This window comes from Niallia sp. FSL W8-1348, assembly GCF_038006745.1.
Taxonomy (GTDB): Bacteria; Bacillota; Bacilli; order Bacillales; family Cytobacillaceae; genus Niallia; species Niallia alba.
The window spans coordinates 1,291,980-1,314,338 of the sequence record NZ_JBBOVV010000001.1; the positions used below are offsets into that span (position 1 = coordinate 1,291,980).

Here is a 22,359-nt window from a genome sequence, read left to right on the forward strand (position 1 = left end):
TTTACACCTCCGCATCTTTTAACATCGGAATATGAATCCCTTTTTCTTTAGCTGTCTTTACGGCTGCCTCGTATCCTGCATCCACATGCCTCACTACCCCCATCCCTGGGTCTGTGGTCAATACGCGCTCTAAACGTTTTTCTGCATCCTTTGTTCCATCGGCAACAATGACCATGCCTGCATGTAGGGAGTAGCCCATCCCAACACCCCCACCATGGTGAACACTCACCCAACTAGCACCACCAACACTATTGATTAGTGCATTTAGAATCGGCCAATCCGCTACTGCATCACTGCCATCCTTCATACCCTCTGTCTCACGGTTTGGCGATGCAACAGAGCCAGAGTCTAAATGGTCACGCCCAATAACGATTGGTGCTTTTAATTCTCCATTTGCAACCATGTCATTAATAAGCTTTCCAAACCTTGCTCGTTCTCCATAACCAAGCCAGCAAATCCGAGATGGCAAACCTTGAAAACGAATTTTATCCTGTGCCATTTTAATCCACTTACATAAAGATTCGTTATCGCTAAATTCCCTTAAAATGACCTCGTCTGTTTTATAAATATCTTCTGGATCTCCAGATAATGCGACCCAACGGAATGGTCCTTTTCCTTCACAAAATTGGGGGCGAATATATGCAGGAACAAAGCCAGGAAAATCGAAAGCATTCGCTACGCCTTCATCTTTGGCAACCTGTCTAATGTTGTTCCCATAGTCAAAGGTTACTGCTCCTTTTGCTTGCATCTCTAACATCGCCTGTACATGTGTTGCAATACTTTTTTTCGCTAAATCTGCGATAGCATTTGGGTTGGAAACTCTTAGCTCTGCCGCTTCAGTAAGTGTCATGTTTGCTGGCACATAGCCGTTTAGTGGATCATGGGAAGAAGTTTGATCTGTCAGTACATCTGGGATAAATCCCATTTCAATCATTTGCGGTAAAATTTCGGCAGCATTTCCAAGTAATCCAATGGAAAGGGGGCGACCTTCTTGCTTTGCTTCCTTCGCCAACCGAATTGCTTCATCTAAGCTAGCTGTAGAGGTATCCAAATACTTCGTTTCTAATCTACGGTCGATGCGATGTTGGTCCACTTCTACCGCAATACAGACGCCTTCATTTAAGGTTACTGCTAGCGGCTGGGCACCACCCATTCCACCAAGACCAGCCGTCAATGTAATGGTTCCTTTAAGCGAACTACCGAAATGTTGGCGGGCACATTCTGCAAAAGTTTCATATGTACCTTGGACAATTCCTTGACTACCGATGTAAATCCAACTTCCTGCAGTCATCTGGCCGTACATCATCAAACCCTTTTTATCTAATTCATTAAAGTGATCCCAATTGGCCCATGCGGGAACGAGATTGGAATTGGCAATTAATACTTTCGGTGCGTCTTTATGTGTTTTAAATACAGCTACCGGCTTTCCTGACTGGATAAGGAGTGTTTCATCATTTTCCAATTGCATTAATTCATGGACAATCGCTTCATAACATTCCCAATTACGGGCTGCTTTTCCTATGCCGCCATAAACCACTAATTGATCAGGATTTTCTGCTACTTCTGGGTTCAAGTTATTGTTTAACATCCGTAATGCTGCTTCTTGAATCCAATTTTTCGTGTGTAGTGTAGTCCCTGTATATTGTTCTACTTGTCTATTTATTTTTGTCACATGTATCAGCCCCTTAAATGCAAATTTTCTTGTTTTAATATCTAGTAATTCTGTGTTGTGGAAGTTAATTTTTCTATGCTCTTATTTCTTTCTTCAATGATTCTAGCTTTTTCCCTCTGAATCTATTTCAAATGATTTTTTTAATGCCTTGCTTAACTTCTCCATATCGTTCGAAAAAATACGGTCCTCCTCTATTGATGCAACATACTTTCTGACTTGTTCTACTAACCTTTGCGTAAAAGCTGCCATCTTTTCCTTGCCACGAATTTCTGCAGCCTGTGATGCACAAATCAATTCAATTGCCAGCACTTGTCGGGTATGTTGAATGATTTGATACGCATGCCTTGCACCAATCGTCCCCATGCTGACATGATCCTCCTGATTTGCTGAAGACGGAATTGAATCGACACTAGCAGGATGAGCAAGTGTTTTATTTTCCGAAACAAGCGAAGCTGCAACATACTGCATAATCATCGCCCCAGATTGCAAACCTGGCTTCGAGCTTAAAAATGGCGGTAAATCATTTAACTGCGGATTAACTAATCGTTCAATCCGTCGCTCTGAAATATTAGCCAGTTCCGCCATCGCAATCCCCAAAAAGTCCATTGCAAGTGCAATCGGCTGTCCATGAAAATTACCACCAGAAATGATTTTTTTGCCATCGTCAAAAATCAGTGGATTATCTGTCGCTGCATTAATCTCTATCTCTAGTTTGTCTTTAACATATTGCAATGTTTGCCAAGTGGCACCATGCACTTGGGGAATACAACGAAGCGAATAAGCATCCTGAACACGTAGTTCCCCTTGTACCGTTATTAGCTTACTACCAGCAAGATATGCGCGCATTCGCTGAGCGACATCTATTTGTTCTTGATATCCTCTTGCTTGGTGCACGTCATCATCGAATGCATCAATAATTCCCCTTAGTCCTTCCATCGTAACTGCGGCAATTTGTTCCGATTGATAGGCTAGCTTCTCCGCTTCTAAGTAAGCAACAGCACCCATAGCAGTCATTGCTTGTGTTCCATTGATAAGCGCTAAACCTTCTTTAGCAGAAAGCTTGATTGGTTCTAAACCCTCCGCTTGTAAAGCTTGTTGAGCAGGAATTCTTGTTCCTTTGTAAAATACTTCTCCTTCACCGAGAAGTGTCAAGGCAAGATGAGATAAAGGTGCAAGATCTCCGCTTGCACCAAGTGATCCTTGCTGGGGGATAACCGGATGGATTGCTTTATTTAGAAGTATTAGTAATCTATCAATAATGAGGGGACGAACTCCTGAATAACCTTTAAGCAAGGCATTTGCGCGCAGAAGAAGCATGGCTCTTGAAACCACTTCTGGAAAAGGTTCGCCTACTCCACAGGCATGGGAATGAATTAAATTAAGCTGCAATGTTTCTACATCATTTTTATCAATGCGGACATCACTAAGTTTGCCGAAACCGGTGTTAATACCATAGACCGTTTTTTCTTGGTTTACGATTTCTTCAACAGCTTTTCGGCTGTTTTTTACTTTGGTTAGGCTTTCCTTTGAGGCTTGGACGGGTTCGCTGGTATAGAGGATTTTTTTTAGTTGGGATAGGGTTAGTTTGCTGCCAGTTAAGGTAATCATGAAGGTTCCTCCTTTGTATATCGTTTAATCATTAGAAGAATTCCTTTGAGAAGTAAAATATGTTAATAATATGAATTTCATTAAGTAAACGGGTATTTATTGTTATTGCTCTATTGCTTTTATATTATTTTGATATATAGGATTTCATTAGTTTTTGCAGTGAAATTACATCCCTATTTTTCTAGACTTCCTTTGTGTGAGATAATTTCAAAAATAATATTCATTAAGATAATATATAGTCGTTTAAGGTCTTACATTCCATAACTTACTTTTCATATTAAAATATTTTATTAATTCCTTAAGATTTTCTAGTTAAAATTCACTTTCTTGGAGTATTTACTATTATGTAAAGTACTCTTTCATTTAGGCACATAATTTTATCCTCCGTAAACGGATTAACATAATTTAATAGTCTTAAATATCTAAAAAAACGCCTCTACATGGAGACGTTTTTTTAGGTGCAATTATTGAACACTTAGCTGTAATGCTTTTAAGTTATCACGCATCGCATCCACATATCCTAAATCCTTTTCTTGTAACTCGCTAGACAAAACCTCTAAATCATACAAAATAGCTGTCTCTGTCCCTGTTTCAGCAGCAACCGTTTTGGCGATTGCAGAGTTGGCTCCATGTTGATAATAGATAACTGGGACATTATGCTCTTTTACAAGATTTCCGATCTCTGCCATACGCGCTGCGCTCGGTTCTACTTCTGTAGATAAGCCGCCAATGGCAATCTGCTCTAAGTTATATCGCTTCGCAATGTATCCAAATGCTTGGTGTTGTACGACAAAAACACGATTCTTGGCATCTTTTAAAGCCGCTTGATATTCTTCATCTAATAATTGAAGTTCTTTCATAAAAGCTTCTGCATTTTTTTCATAAATGTCTTTTCCATCTGGATCTGCTTTAATGAAAGCATGTATTTTTCTTTCGTCATATCTCCATTTTCTGCTTTATGTGCAAACACTTCATCTAAATCTCCAGATAAAAGATATGGATAAACAGACTGCCAGTCGCCTTCCCAATCAGACAATTCACGATTCTTTACTTGACTATCTTCAAAATACCCTTGATATATTTTCTTGCTTGCTTCATCATGTCCATGATGATCATCAATTACGATTTGAGCAGGTGCGGATTGGGCAATAGCCTTATCATCCTGATCGAATAAGACTGCCTTTATTTCTAAGCCATTAACTGTTGCTTCACCAGTAAATGTTTCTGTTTCTTGTCCCGAAACAACTGCCCATTCATCATTGGCATTTTCCCTACTATACCAATGCCAATGATCAGCGTCTGTTTCTTCATCCAAAACGGCAGTTAACTCCATTTTGTCTCCCGTATGATAGTGATCAGCAATTCCTTCCATTTTAATACTTTCTGGAGCTTGTTGCTCTGATGCTTCTTCTCCTTTTTTATCTTCTTTCTCATCTTCTGTTCCTTGACATGCGGTTAAGAACAAACTAACTAATAATAAGCACGAAAAGCCAAATAACAGTCTTTTCATTTTTTCCCCTCTTCTCTATGTATTTTTTTGAAAATCGTAATCATTACGTTTTATAAACTGACATTTACTTCTCTTTTATGTCAAGGGTTTTTGGGTATTTACATTGATAGTTTTTATTAAAAGAGGCATCCTAATAAAGAAAATACTGTTTGCATCCTTATTTTTATTTTGCTTCATTTCGGCTGACTACCTATTATTAAAATCAATTTTCTTTTTACTTACATAGTTATTTCATATTGGCCTGAAGTGCTCATTACTTATAAAATAACGTAAAAAAGCCTCTACTTTAATTGTAGAGACGATTTAAATTGTGACTTTACTTAATCCTTGAAATTGTAGTGTCTAAACTTTCAACTTTGATGAACAATCTTTATTTCTTAAGCAATTTTATAACTTACTTGTATTGTAACTGGTTACCTATCTCTATTTGATAAAAATAGAGACATTATCCGTCCTACCGGTACAATTAATCAGTCACTTTATCCCTAACTCGTTTCACTTTAAACACTGTGCTTTTGGGTATATTTGGATTGTGGTGAACAACATAAGCTTTAGAGAAACGATATAAATATTCCTCTTCATGAGATTTTGGAGTAAGGATAATCATTTTCCGTTGTAATTCTTGTTCATATAATCCAAACACTTTTTCCTTTCTTCCTTCATCAAGTGCACTATCAAATTCATCTAGTACAATGTAGCCAGGTGATGCTTCGATTGTTTGTAATAATGCTAGCGCAAACAATAAAGAACTGAGTGACTCCTCTCCACCAGAGACTCCTTTCCCAACTTTCCCACCACGTGCTTTAACACTTACATCTTCTAACTTTCCACGATGTCCTTCTTTTCTTGCTTTAATAAATAGAGTATATCGAATTTGTCCGCGTCGATCGGTATTCATATCCCAGTCAATTTTTCCTTCAAAACCAAATAAAGACATATAGTTAATAAATTTCTGATTCACACCGATGATTTTCATATTGATCGTATCTTCTAAATCCTCTTTAAATTGTTCCATTCGTTCTGAATATTCTTCTAATAAGATTTTTGATTTTTTCACTTCATTTTCTGACCGATCATATTCTTCTTTCATTTTTGCATAGTTCTCTGGGGCTGCTTCATCTATGCCCGTTTCAGTTATCGCAAATTCAAAGGTTACTTTCCCATTATTACGTAATTCCTCTGCCTGAGATTTTGTCACCTCAGAGAAATGCTCCATCTCATCATAGAACTTATCCACTAAATCTCCCACGATTTCTTGAAGCTTTTGTACTTCTTTTCTTGTACGAGAATATCCCTCTTCGTTTGATACACGCTCTTCTGATTTTACTTTTATTTGCCTTTCAATTTGTTCGATTTCTCGTTCTTGATAACTAAGATCTGTTTCTAAATCTTCTAGTTTCCTAAATAGCTGTTTTTCTTCACGACGTTTTGTATCTAGCGTATCCGAAACCTCATCTAATTGATTGTTTTTATCTATTTTATTTTGATTAAGCTCAACTAACAGACTATTTAATCTTTGCACTTCCATTATTTTTGCTTGTTCTTTCCGAAAACGTTGGTAGATATCTAAATATTCTCGATGCTTTGACACAGCTTGTCCCCATTGAGCGTAAGACGTTCTTTGTTTATTTAATTCATCTTGAATCATATGATACTGATTCTCTATAGCTTCTTTCTCTTGGCTTACCTTTTTAAACTGACTTTGCCTCCATTCTCTTTCATTTTCTTTCGTTAAAAATGCTTCAGCCTCTTTAAGTGACTCTCTCCTGCTAAATAAGATAGAGTTTCGATTGTAAAGCTCCTGTATTTCCTTTTCCAATTGAAGCTTTCCTTTCTTTATTTGAGTTAACTCTTCCTCTAATTTAACTTGGTGAAATTTCAGTACTTTTTCACTTAAAATAATTCTTTTTCCCTCTTGTGGTCCTCGAATCCCCTTATTATCTATAAGTTGGCCATTAAGGATTAAAGGTTTCTCTTCTTTAAAAAATGATTCTACCCACCAAAGCGCTTTTATTGCATATGGATAAAGATAGTCATCTAGATGATCTTTAACCTTTAAATGTTTGTCAGGTAAATGTATCAATGTTTTATCTGGGACTAAGTCGGGTAAAGAAACATGATATAGATCATTAGGTGCTTGAAATACTTTTTTATTAACGAATATAGTATATTTAATCGTGTCGAATAAATATTCATCTTGCTGGCTAGCTGTCTCATCTAATTCCACAAGTTCTCGTAACGGGAAAACATCAATTTGATTTTTTTCGAAAAATCGGATGGACTGCTCTTGACGAGGATTATATACTTTATTATTTTTTAAAAGGGGTAGCTCTTTTTCAATCTTTTGTTCCTTTTCATTCAACTCTCGTAATTTATCTTTATTTAATTCTATATCACGATTGTTTTTTTCCATTTCCGCTTGAATTGCATTACTGCTTTTATAAGTTTCTATCAAATCTTTGAATTTTCTTTCCTGCGCTTTATCCTGTTTAATTTCTAAAGACAGTTTTACTTTTTTTGAAGTTAAGTCGTTTAGGTAATTCCATAAATTTTGCGCCTCTGTAACCATTGATTTAATAGAATCATCTATCTCTTTATATTTCTTCTCTGCTTCCCTTAATTTTACTAATACATCCTCTTCTGACATACCAATCCGGTCAACTTGTTTCGTGATCTCAGAAATCTGGTCGGAAATAGAGTTTATTTTTTCATTAGTCTCTTTTAGCTGTTCATTGATTTCTTTTACTTCTATTCTAAATTCATTATCTTGATTTTCAAGCTGGTCAAGTAGCATTCTGAACTGTTCGAGTTCTTCTTTTTTCTCAACGAAATGAATTCTCATCTTCTGATTGGTATCTATCTTTTCCTTTTTATCTTCTAATAAGTCCTCAATTTGAAATTTCAAAGAGTCGATTTGATTTAGATAATATGCTCCCAACCATTTTAATCCTCTAAAATATTGGTTAAAGCCTTCTTCACGTCGCCGGTTACGATCACGATACCTATCAAGTTCCATTTTCTTTTGCTTTAAATGCATTTTATTGAGACCTTGTTTGCTTTCTGCTTCTTTTAAGCTTTGTTCCGTTTCCTTAACAAGCTCCTTACTTTCTTCCCAGTTTTTCTGGATTTTATCAATACCGTTCATCTCACTAAAGATTCGAAAACGTTCTTCTGGATGCATAACTGCGAACTGATTTACTTCTTTTTGATACCAAATCAAATAAAAAGCATCAGGATCGACAGCATACTTATAGAGTACTTGATTTTTATATTCCGAAAAATTCAAATTGCCACCACTAGTGAATTTCGTGGTTCGCTCCCATTTGTCAATATCGTCTCCCTCTTCAATATAGAACTCTCTTTTTATTGGCTCTCCAGGTTTTTGTTCAATTTCCAAACGGAATTGAACATAAAGAGGGGCATCAACCTTAATTCTCCCTTCGTTTTTAAATAGTAAATCAATTTTTGCTCTCCAGGTATGATCAGAAGGCAGATTATTAGACTTAAGTCCTTCCACGTCTACTTTACTGGAATAAAGAGCCCCACCAATACAAAATGTTACGGTTGATTTACCTGCTCCGTTTGGTCCAGAGATAAGAATATGATCGAGTTCCCCAGATAAATCCATTACAGTTGGAATATAATCTCGAATTCCTGAAAATCTAATCCTCCAAGGTATCATTTAGTAAACCTCCATTCATGTTGTAACGTTTAAAGAATCGAAGAACATCCTCCATATGAAGCTGATTAGATTGACTGAACTCTGCATATCTTCGTAAAAATGAATCAGAAAAAAGATGGGCACCAATAGTTGTTAATTGGTAAGCCTCTTCATCCGAGTTGGTATTATAAATTTCGATTGCACCGATTTTTTTTAAGGGATCTAAATTAGCTTGAATTTTTCTTGTTACCTGTAAGGACTCATGACCGAAGCTATTGATCAATTGAGAAAATAATGTGTATTCATTTTGAAGCACTTCTTGATGATAAAAAATAAACATAAGAATAGCCAAACTCTCTTTATTTAACACATTTCTTGCTTGTTTTGCAGGAACACGCATCAACACCACTACCTGATTTCTTCGTTCATCATAAACAATTTTGAAATACCGACTAACTGCTTGATTAACTCGCTTTAAAAAAGAAAAAAACGCTTCTTCATCATTTGCCCCAAGTAATTTCTCCACCTCTTTGCGAGAAAGACCGAAGTTCCCCTGTCGAATCGTAGCAGAAGAGGAAAATAAAATTTGCATAAAAGTAAGCTCTTCTTCTTTAGTCAAAAATCCTTGTAGAGACTGTAATGCATACAAGGGATTATTGTTAATAGATTCATTTGCCTCGTTTTCTAATTCCATAGCTTCCTTGTTCATCATCTGTCCACCTCCAATCTCTTTTTTCCATATTCCCTAGTAATTTTCGGTTTGCTTTTTCATCAATATCTGCCTTTTTATTTGCCACCAGTGCAGATACTCCGATTAAACCATTTAATACGTCACTCCATTTTTCAGACCCAGCATGTATTACTAACTCATCTAATCCAGCTTCTTCTACCCCATCCAGGTATTTTTCAATATGCTCGGTATGAATCATTTGCTTCGTCATTTGCCATTTTGAATCACCCATTACTTCTTCTAACTTCTCCTCCATGATTTCTTCAATCTCTTGAAAATCTGCATCCATCTTTTCTTCAATTTCATCTGTAATAGGTTCATAATTCTCAATATAGTCTATACCTTCAAAAATAGCTGTCGAAGATAATGGACTAGCGAATTTAATCGGTACCCAAAGACCCTCCATATTTTCGTCCTCATACTGTCCCTGTTCCATAAAACTAAGAATTTGATGAGCATTTGGAATATCTGAACCAATCGGCGGATCAAAAGATTGCACGATAAAATTTCTTAGTAAATCTGGTTGTATCGTTTCAATAAAATTAGTCTCTTGTATATGTGCAAACTTCAGGATTTTATTAATGGTCCCAAGGCTAATCTTGGTTCCTTCACTTATAGCTGTCATACCTCTCTGTTTGATAGATGCAAATACTAATTCCTGATCCAATGTCTCAAATTTAGCTAGACGTTCCACCATTTTCATTTCCAATTCTTTCATCAGTTGATGAATTACTTCTACTTGTGATAACGCATTTCGATCAGCTAAATATTCTAGTTCTCTTTCCTTTAGTAATAAAATTGCTTCTTCTACATTCTTGATCATACTAGCTAATTTATTTCCTCCAGAAATACCTTTGTCATCATAAGCTTCACTAATTTCTGCATCTCTTTTTGCTTGAAACAAGGATCTGGCAACTTCGTCATTCATATAATAAGCAAGTGAATCATTTGCCAATCGAATTAATACATCCATCATTCTTTTTCCTAAATCGCGCATCTTAATGCGCTTTGCTGTCTTCGTTATCCAATTAAATTTCCCTAATATATAGATTAAGTGCTTCACATATTCAATAGTCATCTCTTCATCGTATCCATATATGTGACGATACCGGTAAAAGAGTGTGTCCTCATTTTCAATTCGATCAGTGATCCCAAGTGCTTCTTGATTAATGAGATTAAGTATGCGTATAAAGCGTAATACATTCTTTGGGGCCTGAAATGATTCTTTATCACTTAATTCATTCAATACACCAGCTAAAGCAGCCATATCCCGCATTGTTTGGAGTAGCTCTGGTTTCTCCATATCCATGTTAAAAATAGAAATTAAGGATTGATCCATTTTTTCCAAAGTATTACTCCTCCAATCTCCTGCTCCTGTTCTTCTTTCTTAACCTCTATTGCTCTTTCATACCGTGATTGAAACTCTTCAATATTTAGTACTACTTCTAATGGCGGAACAATCCATTTAGTTATTACCTGATATTTTCGTACCGTTTCCCCTACATCTTTAGCAATGAAGAGTCCTGCTTCATCAACATCTGTCCAAATAATCACTTGTTTAACAGTAGAAGCAAGCTGTTCAATTAATCGTCGATGTGCAGACCTTAACTGGCCATCAATTCCTAATATAAAACTGTTTGAATCTATTAAAAAGTCCCTTTCATAACCCATCCGTGTTACAATCGCTCTATTTTCAACTAACCACAATACCTCGGCTTCCGTTTTAAACTCCTCGGTAAAAACAGCTAAATCAGTAGTTGCATGAATTGCTCCATAATTATAAGAAGCACTATCACCTTGCATTGGTCCAGTAAAATAGATGGGAGTAATTGTACCTAAACTACTTAGTCCAAGTAAATGTAATGGATACTCAAGTAACTCTTCGGCAACCTCAATAAATTCTTTTTTATATGAATCAAATTCCTTAGAACCTCCTATTTTCCTATAATACCTTGCTCCAATTTGCTTCCAATCAAAATGATGCTCAACCATTGAAATTTGATAAAAAGCTACTAAAAAGTGTAAAAATAAAAGTTTTTTTTGAAATCTCCAATTAGAATTAATACTGTTAATTTTATTTGCCACTACGATTTCATCTAATATATCTTTTAATCTATTAAGCTTTTCTATCCGTTCAAGATTAGGTGCGGAAGAAGAATTCTTTATTTTAATCCATTGATTTTCCCATTCGACAATGGATTCAGTTCTCATTGTTTCTTGTTCATCCTCCATTTGTTTTTTATATTGGAATAAAGACAATCCCATGCGAAACTGTTCACTTTTCACAGTTCGTTCGTCTTTTGCCAAGCGATACTCTCTAATAATCCATGCATTACGAATAAATTCATAAATTTCATCTGTAAAGACAAATTGTTTCTTAACCTTTGGGCTTGCAAACACATTCACCAAATGTTCAGGTGGGATAATTTGATTATTAATCCCCACCGTCAAAATCGCAACAGTCCTTCTAGTTCGAGTAGTCTTTTTTATCACAGGAATATCTAAAATTCCATTATTTTCTCTAATGTCCAGTAAATTAAGCTCCTCGTTTTTCAATAAAATATATTTATATAAATAATCTTTCCATACATTATTTATCAAAACTTTTGTCCCCCTCTAACGGTACTTTTATTTTATCATAGAGCAAGGATTTACTTTCTATTAAAGAATTAACAATTTATGTAATATGGACTATTAATATTTTTAGAAACGCTGACTTACAAGTTTCAGACAATGCAAAAAATGGGTGTGTGAGTTTTATACAAAACACACATACCCATTTAATATTAGCCTATATATTTGGAGAATCACTTTAGTCTACTATCCCCTAATCTCACTCAATAATCTCAAATCCATCAAGCATCGCACGCACTTCATCCGTCGACTTCGTACTCATCAATTGATTTCTCAATTCACTCGCCCCTCTAAATCCTTTTACATATATCTTAAAAAAGCGATGAAGAGCTTGGAATGGACGTGGCTCTAATTCACTTGAATATTTATCATGGAGATCCAGCTGCAATCGTAAGAGATCCAAATATTCCTTACTGCTATGCTCTCTCGGTTCTTTTTCAAAGGCAAATGGATTTTTGAAAATTCCACGACCAATCATAATCCCGTCAACGCCATACTGTTCAGCTAGCTTCAAGCCAGTTTGACGGTCAGGAATATCCCCATTGATTGTCAAAAGGGTATTTGGTGCGATACGATCACGCAGCTTCTTAATTTCTGGAATTAGCTCCCAATGGGCATCCACTTGGCTCATTTCTTTTCTCGTACGCAAATGAATAGAAAGATTGGCAATATCTTGTTCTAATATATGTGTTAGCCAATCCTGCCACTCATCAAGCTCCGTGTAACCAAGTCTTGTCTTCACACTTACCGGTAATCCCCCCGCTTTTGCAGCTTGGATTAATTCTGCAGCGACTTCTGGACGTAGGATTAGCCCACTTCCCTTTCCTTTAGCTGCCACATTTGGGACAGGACAGCCCATATTGAGGTCAATCCCCTTAAATCCAAGCTCCGCCATACCAATACTCATTTGGCGGAAATATTCAGGCTTGTCTCCCCATATATGTGCAACCATTGGCTGTTCATCTTCTGTAAAAGTTAGTCGTCCACGGACACTTTGTTTACCCTCTGGATGACAATAGCTCTCCGTATTTGTAAACTCAGTAAAAAACACATCCGGTCTACCTGCTTTACTCACCACATGGCGAAAAACAACATCCGTCACATCCTCCATAGGTGCAAGCACAAAAAATGGCCGAGGCAAGTCACGCCAAAAATTTTCTGTCATATCTATTCAAATCCTTTCAAAGGGACAGGGGGACAGACCCCTTGTCCCTAATAAGTACATATTTCTTGATTCTTTTACACTTATACCATTTTTCAGTACCTTTTATCAAACTAAAGAAAATTTTAACATTCTATTAGATATAGGAAAACTTTAGATGTGGTTCTTACCTGAGACCTAAGCCTCTACTCTATATGCTAAAAAGTATTAAGTGTACATTTAATATAGTATAAAAAACAGCCAAAAAGGAAGCAAAAGAACCGTCCCTCTGCTTCCCTACTTAATCCTATCTGTCCCCTTCAGCTCGTCAATAGTTGCCGCGCCAATTCCAAACATGGTCATCTGCAATTCGAGCTCTCGAGTTTCAAAAACTTCAATCAGATCCTCTGGTGATTCTGTCGCTTCTTTTAGAATGGAACGGGCAAAGCCAACCATATCTGATCCAAGCGCGATTGCCTTAGCAGCATCCATTCCATTTTTTATTCCGCCACTAGCAATGATTGGTTTGCCAATCGCTTCGTTAACGGAAACAATACATTCGGCAGTTGGAATCCCCCAGCTAGTAAAAGCTTCGGCTGCTATTTTCTTGATTTTCTCTTTGGAGCGTAGTTTTTCCACTTGGCTCCATGATGTACCGCCTGCTCCAGCGACATCAATAAAGGAGATGCCAACGTCAGTCAGTTTTTTCGCGATGGTGCCATCAATTCCAAAGCCAACCTCTTTTGCACCAACAGGAATATCTAGCTGTGTACATACTTGCTCGATTTTCCCTAATAGATCTTTAAAATTACGATCTCCTTCTTGTTGAATAATTTCTTGAATGCTATTCAAATGGAGAACGAGCATATCTGCTTCTGTCATTTCAATGATTTGTTTACACTGGTCGATTCCAAATCCATAATTAAACTGCACCGCACCTAAATTGGCGATGATTGGAATGGTTGGGGCATATTTTCGGATTTGAAAAGATTCTCGGTATTTTTCATTTTCAATGAGTGCTCTTGTGGAACCTAAGGCAAATGCCCATCCACGCTCCTCGGCAGCAATTGCAAGGTTTCGATTAATCGTCTCTGCCATTGCAGCACCACCAGTCATCGAGCTTACCAAGAAAGGCGTCTTCATCTTTTTACCTAGAAACTCCGTGTCTAATGTAATCTCATCAAAATCAATTTCCGGCAAGGCATTATGTAAAAAACGATACTTCTCAAGACCAGTCGATATGTTATCACCTGTTACTTTCTCATTTAAAACCAACTCAATGTGCTGGGCTTTTCTTTTGTCAATTGAATCAGTCATTCTCCAAACTCCAGTCTAATTATATTTGGTTGCAGGGTGGATACCTAAAGGAACAATACCAGCCTCCTGCCATTCTTTATGTAATCGTTCAAGCATGTCTGTACTTGTAAAAGCAATTCCACAATCACCGCCACCAGCTCCAGACGATTTCCCGGCTCCGTAGCGATTAGCAATTGCAATCAATTTTTCTAAATGAATCGTTTCAATTGCTCCGCCAGTCTCTTGACTTAACGCTAGCAATGCTGACCGATTAGCGGCTAGGCCTGCCATCACTAACTCCATATCGTTATGTCTAAAGCCTTCTACCATAGTTGAAACTGCATCACGGCTTTTACGTAAAAACTCTCCATAAATAGGGGAATTTTGATTTTTAAGTGGCTCGATCTTTTTTATCAAAGAAGCTGTTTTGGCAGAACTACCTGTCCAGCCGACAGCAAGTACTAATTCCTCAGGGGCTTCTAGCTGCTCGATCTGTAAATATGGCCATGTCTCTTCCAACAATGGAGAAATAGATCCTTGCTCCATAATCTTTTCTTTTAACCAGCTCGCTTTAAACGCTGTATAGTGGAGCCAACCGCCATAGGTCGATGCTGCCACATCTGCACAGGAACCGCTCCCCTGTGTCTGATAATGAGCAATTGCAGCAAGTTTAAAAATAAGGGTTTTAGAAACAGACAAGCAATCTCTATATAACGTTAAAATAGAGGTTACAACGGCGACAACTACGGCTGCACTTGAACCCAATCCGTATTTTCGGCCAGAATCTGCATCATCCAATTCACTCGTTATCGTAAGGGAAAAAGGCTTGGTTTCAATCAACCTTTCCCGTAAATATTGATGGACCACATCAGATGTATTTTTTATAAAATCCAATCTTGCATCTGTCTCTTCAAAAACGACTTGCCCTTGTTCAAACCGACAAGCGACATTAGGAAGACCTAACTGTGGCAAAGAAAGAGTCTGTCGTTCACTAGTTGCCACTCTCGCTGTAATATACCTATCAACTGCTACCACAATTGCTGGATAGCCTGGTTCCAATACGGCGTATTCCCCAGCAATAAAAAGTTTCCCTGGAACTTTGATTTCGTGCATCCAGACTCACTCCCTTTAAAGTGCTAATTTAAACAGTTATCTTTTTTGCTATTATCCATTCTATTCAGATAAATACTGAATCCCAGGTCCTGGATGACATACAATCACATCACGAACAGAAGGTAAATCAGCTAGCTTATCTTTTATCATCTGTTCATTCTTAGGTTCACAAAGCACTTTTACATTTGGACCTGCATCAATGGTGAAATAAGCTTCTAAGCCATGTTGGCGCAATTCCATGACCTTTTGCATAACGTCGAACGTTGCACTTTGCCAATATAAAAATGGTGGCTTTGCTCCTAGCATTGTAGCGTGCATTTTCATGGCATTCGCTTCAGCAGTTTCCCCTAGCTTCGTAAAGTCACGAGTGCTAATTGCTTCCTTAATCTGTATTAAATCCTCTTCGATAGTAGCTAACCAGCCATCATAGAATGGCGATGTATCTACTGTCCGTTGCATACCATCTCTGCTCGAAACAGACTTAGGACCAGCTTCCACCACAACAGATAGAACACTCACATCCCACGCTTTTTCGTCTATGATTTGTGTCGCAAACGAATCCGTTCCATCCGTCCTCTCTCCTTTTTGCCATTCCACAAATCCTCCAAAAATAGAGCGAGAAGCAGAACCAGAACCTTGACGAGCTAAAGCAGAAAGCTCTGTACCTGTTAAATCTAATTGTAATGCTTTGCTTGCTGCTGCTGCTAATGCCGCATATCCAGAAGCCGAAGAAGCAAATCCAGCAGCTGTTGGCACATGATTCACCGATGTCACCTTTGCAAAGGTATTGGTACCTGCAAGATTACGTACATGATTTAGAAACGCTGTTATTTTTACTAGCTCATGCTCTGAAACTTGATTTCCATCTAATACGAGGGAATCCTTCTCAAACTGATCAGAAAACTGTACCTTTGTTTCTGTATAAAAATGATCCAATGTAATGGATAAACTACTGTTCATGGGTAAAAACAATTTGGAATCACGTTTTCCCCAATATTTTATTAATGCAATATTCGTGTGAGCTCGAGCGATCGCTTCCATTAACCACACTCCTCATTTTATAATTAGCATTTAGCTATCGTGTATTGCCATGTTCGAGCAGCACCAGCTTCTATCAAGGCTTCCTCAACCTTTTTGCCGATAGTCTCATTTTCTACTAGCGCCAAAATACAACCACCACGGCCACCACCTGTTAATTTCGCGCCTATTGCTCCAGAAGTTCGAGCCGTATCGACGAGATGATCTAATCCTTCATCACTGACACCTAACAAGGCTAAATGATGGTGTGCTAGGTTTAATTTTTCGCCAACCTTTTGATAATCACCAACTGCTAGTCCTAAACGAACCTCTTCCGTCCATTTGCCAAGTAGTGTAATGGATTCCTCGATTTTTTCTGGTTTCATTTCGTACTTATCACGAATCGATTTAACTGCTGAATAAGTATCGCCAACCCTGCCGCTATCTGCTACGACCAAATGAAAGGGAGCACCTATTTTCACACTTTCAACCTCTTGTTGTTTTTGAAACCAAATTGGATTGGCGCTAGATGCCGCCATCATATCAATTCCACTTGGCGTTCCGTGAGCAAATTTTTCCGCACACTCCACCAATGTCATCAGTTGACTATGCTTGGGCTTTTGATTAAAAAAGGCAAAAAGACCGCGAACAAGTGCAATCGCAATCGCTGCACTTGAACCTAATCCCCGTCCAATTGGAATCGAGGATGCAATTTGAATTTTTAATCCTGAAGAACGTTGCTCAAGAACCTTTAATGTTTGGATGACACAATCACCAATTCCCTCCATCTTTTCAGGAATCTGTTCTATCGGCCCTTGATAAAAGGGACTTTCGATATGTATCGTATTTCCCCCGATATTTTTCACTGTTACTTTTACTTCTATTTGTTTAAATGGAAAAGCAATTGCCGGTTGTCCGTAAACAACCGAGTGTTCTCCAATTAAAATCAATTTACTATGTGCTCGGCCTACCGCAACTTTTTGTGGAGTTTCAAGCATCGATATCCCCACTTTCATAGAAATATTGGATGTTCATCTAGATGAATATCTCTTGTCTAATTTTTAAAACCAAGTAATAATCCATGGCGCTGAATAAAGGATCATAAACTGTACGCCATAATTCACGCCCCATCGATGAAGCATACCAGCAAATAACCCAATGACTAGAACACCGATAATATTGATAAAACCAGCGTCCATAAAAGCTAATAATAGCACAAGTCCAAAAAATAGTCCTAGGATTGCTTCGTGGGGAACCCACCGGAACACAAAAGCACAGATTTTGTGGGCATATTTTACGGTAACAAAATACGTGATCGCAAGGGCAATCGTTGCACCAATGAGAGTTGCCCAGACAAAGTCTGCATTCGATAAGAGGTGATGCAGATTATGCTCTGTTGTAAACACTGGCGGTGCATTAAAAAGTGCATTTGCTGGACCAATCGCCATTGGAGACAATGGGATACCGAGTGCAATTAACGGAATCAAGGTTCCAGAAATATAGGTAGCATTAGTCAGCCCCTCCATAGACGCGATAGCTACAGAAGCTTTTTTCACCGGATCTTTGACCCTGCTTGAAAAAAGTTCTCCAAGGAAAATAGTCATGCCAACAGGGCTCATAATAAAGGTAATCGAGCCAATAAAACTAGCAAGCATACTCGATCCAGTTTCCTGTTTTGTCAATAGTTTAAAGGGACTGGGGAATCCTTTAATGGGATTCGTTTGCGCAAAATCAATGGTTTTCTTCGGAAATCTTGGCATACTATCTCGTTTTTCTTTATGTAAAAGTTCAAACAAGGTCAGAATGACGGGACCGATTGTGATTCCTAAGAAGAAAGAAGTGAAGACATTCGTTCCCTCTGGTACAACGCCAATTCCCCAATAAAGATAGCGCAAGCCTTCAATTAATAGAGCAAACGGAAAAATCGATACAAGTGCTAACAACTTATTTTTTGTCATTAATGCAAGTAAAACGGCACCAATGAAAAAGAGAGGATTTGCGTATTCTTTGATGACATCAGAAAATGGGATTAAAGCTTGTGCCATCAGTAAACTTACGGGAACCGAAACGAGCGTCCCGATGACAGAACCGGATGCCATTTTGCGAATACTGATATCAGGCATGCCATGTTTTTTTAACACGAGTGCATGCTCCACCATCGGAGTCGCCATCACCCCGCCAGGAATACCAGCGAGAGCAACCGGAATCGAATCTGTTACTTTATTGGCCACAATCGCAGAAATAAAGAAGGTTAAAACTACAATTGGCTCTACCCCTGCCAATACGATCGCTAACGTCACCGGTGCTAAAACAGCCGTTTCATCTGTCCCTGGCGCAACGCCGATTATTGTATATAAAACAGCTGCTAAAACGGCAGCAGCAATCATCTCTATAATTAATACGATGTCCATTATTTTTCTCCTGTTCCCTTAAAGTTTCTTTTTGGCTTAATAATAAAACTGCAAATGATAAACCCAATAAGTGCACCAGCAAGGCCAAAAAACAATGGCTTTGGCGCTTCATTTGGCGCGATAAAATAGGCACCCATAGTCGTTATACTACAAATAACTAGTGCCATAACCAAATCCTTTATTTGAACAAGATCCTCCCAGACCTCAATATTATCGTTTGCATCTTGCTTCTTTTTATTATCCATACAATCAAACTCCTTGTATTTAATGATCAGAAATGAGCATACTGATAGGTTCTACTTCCCCAGGAAGATTATACACTAAATCCCATTTGGTGAAAACGATTCTCAATTGAATTCTGAAAAATAAAATATGTTTTCATGGTTGTTATACCACAAATTTGTAAAGGCATAACCCCTACTTTCATTTAAAATGGTGTCACAAAAAAATGGTGCCACCGACTTTGAAATACTATTTGGAAAATATCCCATTCCCTAACTACGGGTGAGGTTGTTTTTTTACCAACTATATTATATCCATTTGGATAGGATAGGCATATGATATAGAAATTTTAAAGGAAAGGGGCCCAAAACAATAATGAATTTTAATCAAACAGGTATGAGGTCACATCATGGCGGTGGAGGTCATCCATCAAGAGGCCATGGTGGTCACACTAATTGGCATCAACATGGAGGCGGACATCCAAATTGGGGACATGGTGGAAACTGGTCTCATCAAGGTGGAAATTATCCAGGAGGAGGGTTTGCATTAGGTACTCTTACAGGATTAGCACTTGGCGCGGCGGCAACACCAGCTCCTTATCCAGTACCTGCTCCTTACCCGTATGCATATCCTTATCCATCCCCGTATCCATATTCGAATCCTTATTATCCAGGATACTAAAGGGACCAGGGGACAGATTTCTTGTCCACTGAAACTTTAATAGTTTTGAGATATCATTTCTTTACAATCTTCTAAACCTTTGACTATTCCGTTTCATTCCATTTGTCCTATTATCATAAATTAATTAAAACGTTTACCCATCTAACAATTGAATTTTTTCTAATATGACTCTATAAGTTTATTTAGTATATTAAATTATCCTTACTTATCGCGTTCCACATCAATGTTCGCTTCCGCTTGAATCACTCAATCGCTCTTGCTTTATTGGTTCCTAATTTAAGAAGATGCTCTCCTTTGTAAAATCGCCGAAATAGACAGTGGATGAAACAGCATAAATTAATCCCTACTAGCATGAAAATTCAATGTATGCACCATATAGTCATAAGTATGACCATTAATCTGTATCTCTTTAACTTCTTGATATCCCCTACGAGTGTATAACTTTTTTGCATCGGGATTATCCTTGGCGACATTGAGGGATATTCGCTCATATCCTTTCTGTAACGCTAATTCTTCAGCCTTTCTCAGCAATTTCGACCCAATTCCATAGCCCTGAAACTTTGGTGAGACAGAAATCGTGTCAATATATAAATCTCCAATATCCGCCTCTTGATCAAAGTTAATGTTCTGATTCCTTGTTTTTCTTCTTAAACGTTCAAGTAGAGGCTTGTCCAATTGGTAAGCATCTGTTCCAGAATAAGTTACGATAATTCCAGTTATCTCGTCAAAAATATCCGCAACTATCACATTTTGATAGCTAAGACGATTGTTTTCTTCACGAAAAAATTTTGCAAGAGTCGCATGAATATTTTCCACCTTCGTTTGACCGGTTAACTGCTCAGCGATATCTCCAATTGCAAGATGAATTAGCTCTACAACTTCTTCTGCATCTTTTTTGATAGCTGGTCTGAAATTCAATTCTTCTGGGATAATATCTTCCCAATGAAGTCCAAATGTTGCACCACCATCCGTGTGACCAGCTATAAAATAAAATTCATCGTTTGTATCATCTTCAAAATCATCATGCTTGAATCTATTCTTTTTCATTTATTTTTACACTCCGAATATCATATTTGATGACATAATTATAGCAAAGTAAGGGACTAGGGAGACAGTCTCCTTGTCCCATTGTAATTATTTTATATTTTTTTTACACTAGTGTTGCGTTAATTTAATTTAACTATTAAAAATCACTAGTGTTGCGTTAATTTAATTTAACTATTAAAAATACTTGAAATGTTCAATTTTATCATTTTATGCAAAGAAAAAGTCCTTTATAATGGATAAGTTAGGTGGTAACCCGTCCAAATCCACTAAAAAGGACTATCGCATGGACAAGATTACACGAAAAACTTCATTTGGACAATGGTTTTCACCAATAAATCTTCAATTATTTGAAGAAAACGTGAAAACGTTGAAATTAGATTTCTATACGAAAAAACTAACGACAGAGTCATTTCTAAAATTATTACTTTTTGCGCAGCTAGAAGAAGTCGAAAGTCTGCATGCGCTGAGCGATTGTCTTTTCGATGATCAACTGCAAAAGGGCATTGATCTTGATTCTATCAGTATTTCCCAACTCTCACGCCGTTTAAATGGCATGAATCCAGACTTATTCCAAAAGCTTTTCCTTGATTTAGTTTCACAAATTCATGCCAAAACGCACAACACGAAACTTGTGATGCCATTAAAAATCATTGATTCAAGCACATTGCCTCTCAATTTGACTAATCATAAATGGGCAAAATTCCGCAAAACAAAAGCGGGTGTTAAATTGCACTTACGCCTTGTGTTTATGGAAAAAGGTATATCCTATCCCGAAAAGGCCATTATGACAACGGCCAAAGAACATGACCGCGGTCAGCTTGAAGTAATGGTTGATGACAAGGAATGTATGTATGTGTTTGACCGTGGTTACTTAGACTACGAACGCTTTGATCGGATGACAGATGACGGCTACTTTTTCCTTTCTAGGCTGCGAAAAAACGCAGTCATACGGGAGGTTTACGATTTTAAACTACCCGAGAATACATCTGTTTTGTCGGATCAAATGGTGTTGATTGGTACGACGCAAAACCGTGCCGAAAATTACTTTCGTCTTCTAAAAGTGATTGATTCAAAAGGAAATGAGCTTCATTTAATCACAAATCGTTTTGATTTAAGTGCTGAAGAAATCTCAAAGATGTATAAATCACGCTGGGCGATTGAGTTATTTTTCAAATGGATTAAACAACATCTCCATATCAAAAAGTTTTACGGCCAAAGCGAATGGGCAATTCAGAATCAAGTGTTTATCGCACTTATTGTTTTTTGCCTGCATGTTCTCGCACAAATCGAGACAAAAAGTAAACGAAAAACCCTACAAATTAGCCGATATTTACGGGCAGCTTTGTGGAAACCAGCACATATTTGGCTTCGAAAGATTGAAGGAAAAACCATTCCTTAATAAACAAATTGTCGTCGTCTCTTAAGTCTAATTGTAAAAAAATTTCCAAATGGATGGATCCACCTTTAGTTGGGTATTTACTTTTTTGGCTCTTAACAGGGGACATATTTAAACTGAATATTCTAACAAAATTTATGCAACACTAGTGTTTTTTTTATTAATATGTGATGCTATTAGAATATCCCAACAATTATAGACTGAGAAAATTCAAACCCTA

Annotated in this window: 18 protein-coding genes; 2 read left to right on the plus strand and 16 right to left on the minus strand. The window is 37.5% G+C overall.

Features of this window, described 5'->3' with window-relative positions:
- Window position 1: 1 nt before the first annotated feature.
- From hutU to NST60_RS06165, 15 genes are all read right to left on the minus strand, one after another.
- Entirely contained in the window at window positions 2-1,672 is a 1,671-nt protein-coding gene (hutU, locus tag NST60_RS06095; RefSeq protein WP_341098387.1) for a urocanate hydratase, read from the minus strand.
- Between the two features lie 102 nt (window positions 1,673-1,774).
- The gene (gene hutH / locus NST60_RS06100) at window positions 1,775-3,280 is read right to left on the minus strand and encodes a histidine ammonia-lyase (RefSeq protein ID WP_341098388.1); all 1,506 of its coding nucleotides are present in this window, start codon (window positions 3,278-3,280) and stop codon (window positions 1,775-1,777) included.
- Window positions 3,281-3,744: 464 nt separating this feature from the next.
- Entirely contained in the window at window positions 3,745-4,140 is a 396-nt protein-coding gene (locus NST60_RS06105; RefSeq protein WP_016204149.1) for a metal ABC transporter solute-binding protein, Zn/Mn family, read from the minus strand.
- On the minus strand, window positions 4,137-4,790 hold the full coding sequence (locus tag NST60_RS06110; protein WP_016204148.1) for a ZinT/AdcA family metal-binding protein: 654 nt from the start codon (window positions 4,788-4,790) through the stop codon (window positions 4,137-4,139). The genes NST60_RS06105 and NST60_RS06110 overlap by 4 nt, the downstream gene beginning before the upstream one ends.
- 466 nt (window positions 4,791-5,256) lie before the next feature.
- Window positions 5,257-8,472 carry an AAA family ATPase gene (locus NST60_RS06115; RefSeq protein WP_341098390.1) on the minus strand — a complete coding sequence of 1,072 codons (3,216 nt, stop codon included), beginning with the start codon at window positions 8,470-8,472 and terminating at the stop codon, window positions 5,257-5,259.
- The gene (locus NST60_RS06120; RefSeq protein WP_016204147.1) at window positions 8,453-9,160 is read right to left on the minus strand and encodes a hypothetical protein; all 708 of its coding nucleotides are present in this window, start codon (window positions 9,158-9,160) and stop codon (window positions 8,453-8,455) included. Before NST60_RS06120 ends, NST60_RS06115 begins: the two co-directional genes overlap by 20 nt.
- On the minus strand, window positions 9,120-10,529 hold the full coding sequence (locus tag NST60_RS06125; RefSeq protein WP_445304390.1) for a hypothetical protein: 1,410 nt from the start codon (window positions 10,527-10,529) through the stop codon (window positions 9,120-9,122). The genes NST60_RS06120 and NST60_RS06125 overlap by 41 nt, the downstream gene beginning before the upstream one ends.
- Complete coding sequence (locus NST60_RS06130) at window positions 10,505-11,782, minus strand: DUF2399 domain-containing protein (RefSeq protein ID WP_341098391.1); 1,278 nt, start codon at window positions 11,780-11,782, stop codon at window positions 10,505-10,507. The genes NST60_RS06125 and NST60_RS06130 overlap by 25 nt, the downstream gene beginning before the upstream one ends.
- 232 nt (window positions 11,783-12,014) lie before the next feature.
- Window positions 12,015-12,980, minus strand: coding sequence for a tRNA dihydrouridine synthase (locus NST60_RS06135; RefSeq protein ID WP_341098392.1), 966 nt, complete (start codon window positions 12,978-12,980; stop codon window positions 12,015-12,017).
- Between the two features lie 273 nt (window positions 12,981-13,253).
- The gene (gene fni / locus NST60_RS06140; RefSeq protein WP_341098394.1) at window positions 13,254-14,273 is read right to left on the minus strand and encodes a type 2 isopentenyl-diphosphate Delta-isomerase; all 1,020 of its coding nucleotides are present in this window, start codon (window positions 14,271-14,273) and stop codon (window positions 13,254-13,256) included.
- Window positions 14,274-14,288: 15 nt separating this feature from the next.
- On the minus strand, window positions 14,289-15,365 hold the full coding sequence (locus NST60_RS06145; protein ID WP_341098395.1) for a phosphomevalonate kinase: 1,077 nt from the start codon (window positions 15,363-15,365) through the stop codon (window positions 14,289-14,291).
- Window positions 15,366-15,425: 60 nt separating this feature from the next.
- The gene (gene mvaD, locus NST60_RS06150) at window positions 15,426-16,406 is read right to left on the minus strand and encodes a diphosphomevalonate decarboxylase (protein ID WP_224427462.1); all 981 of its coding nucleotides are present in this window, start codon (window positions 16,404-16,406) and stop codon (window positions 15,426-15,428) included.
- Between the two features lie 23 nt (window positions 16,407-16,429).
- The gene (gene mvk, locus NST60_RS06155) at window positions 16,430-17,380 is read right to left on the minus strand and encodes a mevalonate kinase (RefSeq protein ID WP_224427461.1); all 951 of its coding nucleotides are present in this window, start codon (window positions 17,378-17,380) and stop codon (window positions 16,430-16,432) included.
- A gap of 63 nt (window positions 17,381-17,443) precedes the next feature.
- Complete coding sequence (locus NST60_RS06160; protein WP_169187997.1) at window positions 17,444-18,793, minus strand: tripartite tricarboxylate transporter permease; 1,350 nt, start codon at window positions 18,791-18,793, stop codon at window positions 17,444-17,446.
- The gene (locus NST60_RS06165) at window positions 18,793-19,038 is read right to left on the minus strand and encodes a hypothetical protein (protein WP_169187996.1); all 246 of its coding nucleotides are present in this window, start codon (window positions 19,036-19,038) and stop codon (window positions 18,793-18,795) included. Before NST60_RS06165 ends, NST60_RS06160 begins: the two co-directional genes overlap by 1 nt.
- Window positions 19,039-19,390: 352 nt before the next feature.
- Here NST60_RS06165 and NST60_RS06170 point away from each other — a divergent pair, with 352 nt between their 5' ends.
- On the plus strand, window positions 19,391-19,696 hold the full coding sequence (locus NST60_RS06170) for a hypothetical protein (RefSeq protein WP_341098398.1): 306 nt from the start codon (window positions 19,391-19,393) through the stop codon (window positions 19,694-19,696).
- A gap of 336 nt (window positions 19,697-20,032) precedes the next feature.
- On the opposite strand, the gene NST60_RS06175 is transcribed toward NST60_RS06170, so the two are convergent.
- Entirely contained in the window at window positions 20,033-20,743 is a 711-nt protein-coding gene (locus NST60_RS06175; RefSeq protein ID WP_169187995.1) for a GNAT family N-acetyltransferase, read from the minus strand.
- 283 nt (window positions 20,744-21,026) lie between these two features.
- Between NST60_RS06175 and NST60_RS06180 the strand changes: the two genes are divergently transcribed.
- A complete protein-coding gene (locus NST60_RS06180) occupies window positions 21,027-22,142 on the plus strand; it encodes an IS4 family transposase (RefSeq protein WP_100525938.1) in 1,116 nt (371 codons plus the stop codon).
- The last annotated feature ends 217 nt before the right edge of the window (window positions 22,143-22,359 follow it).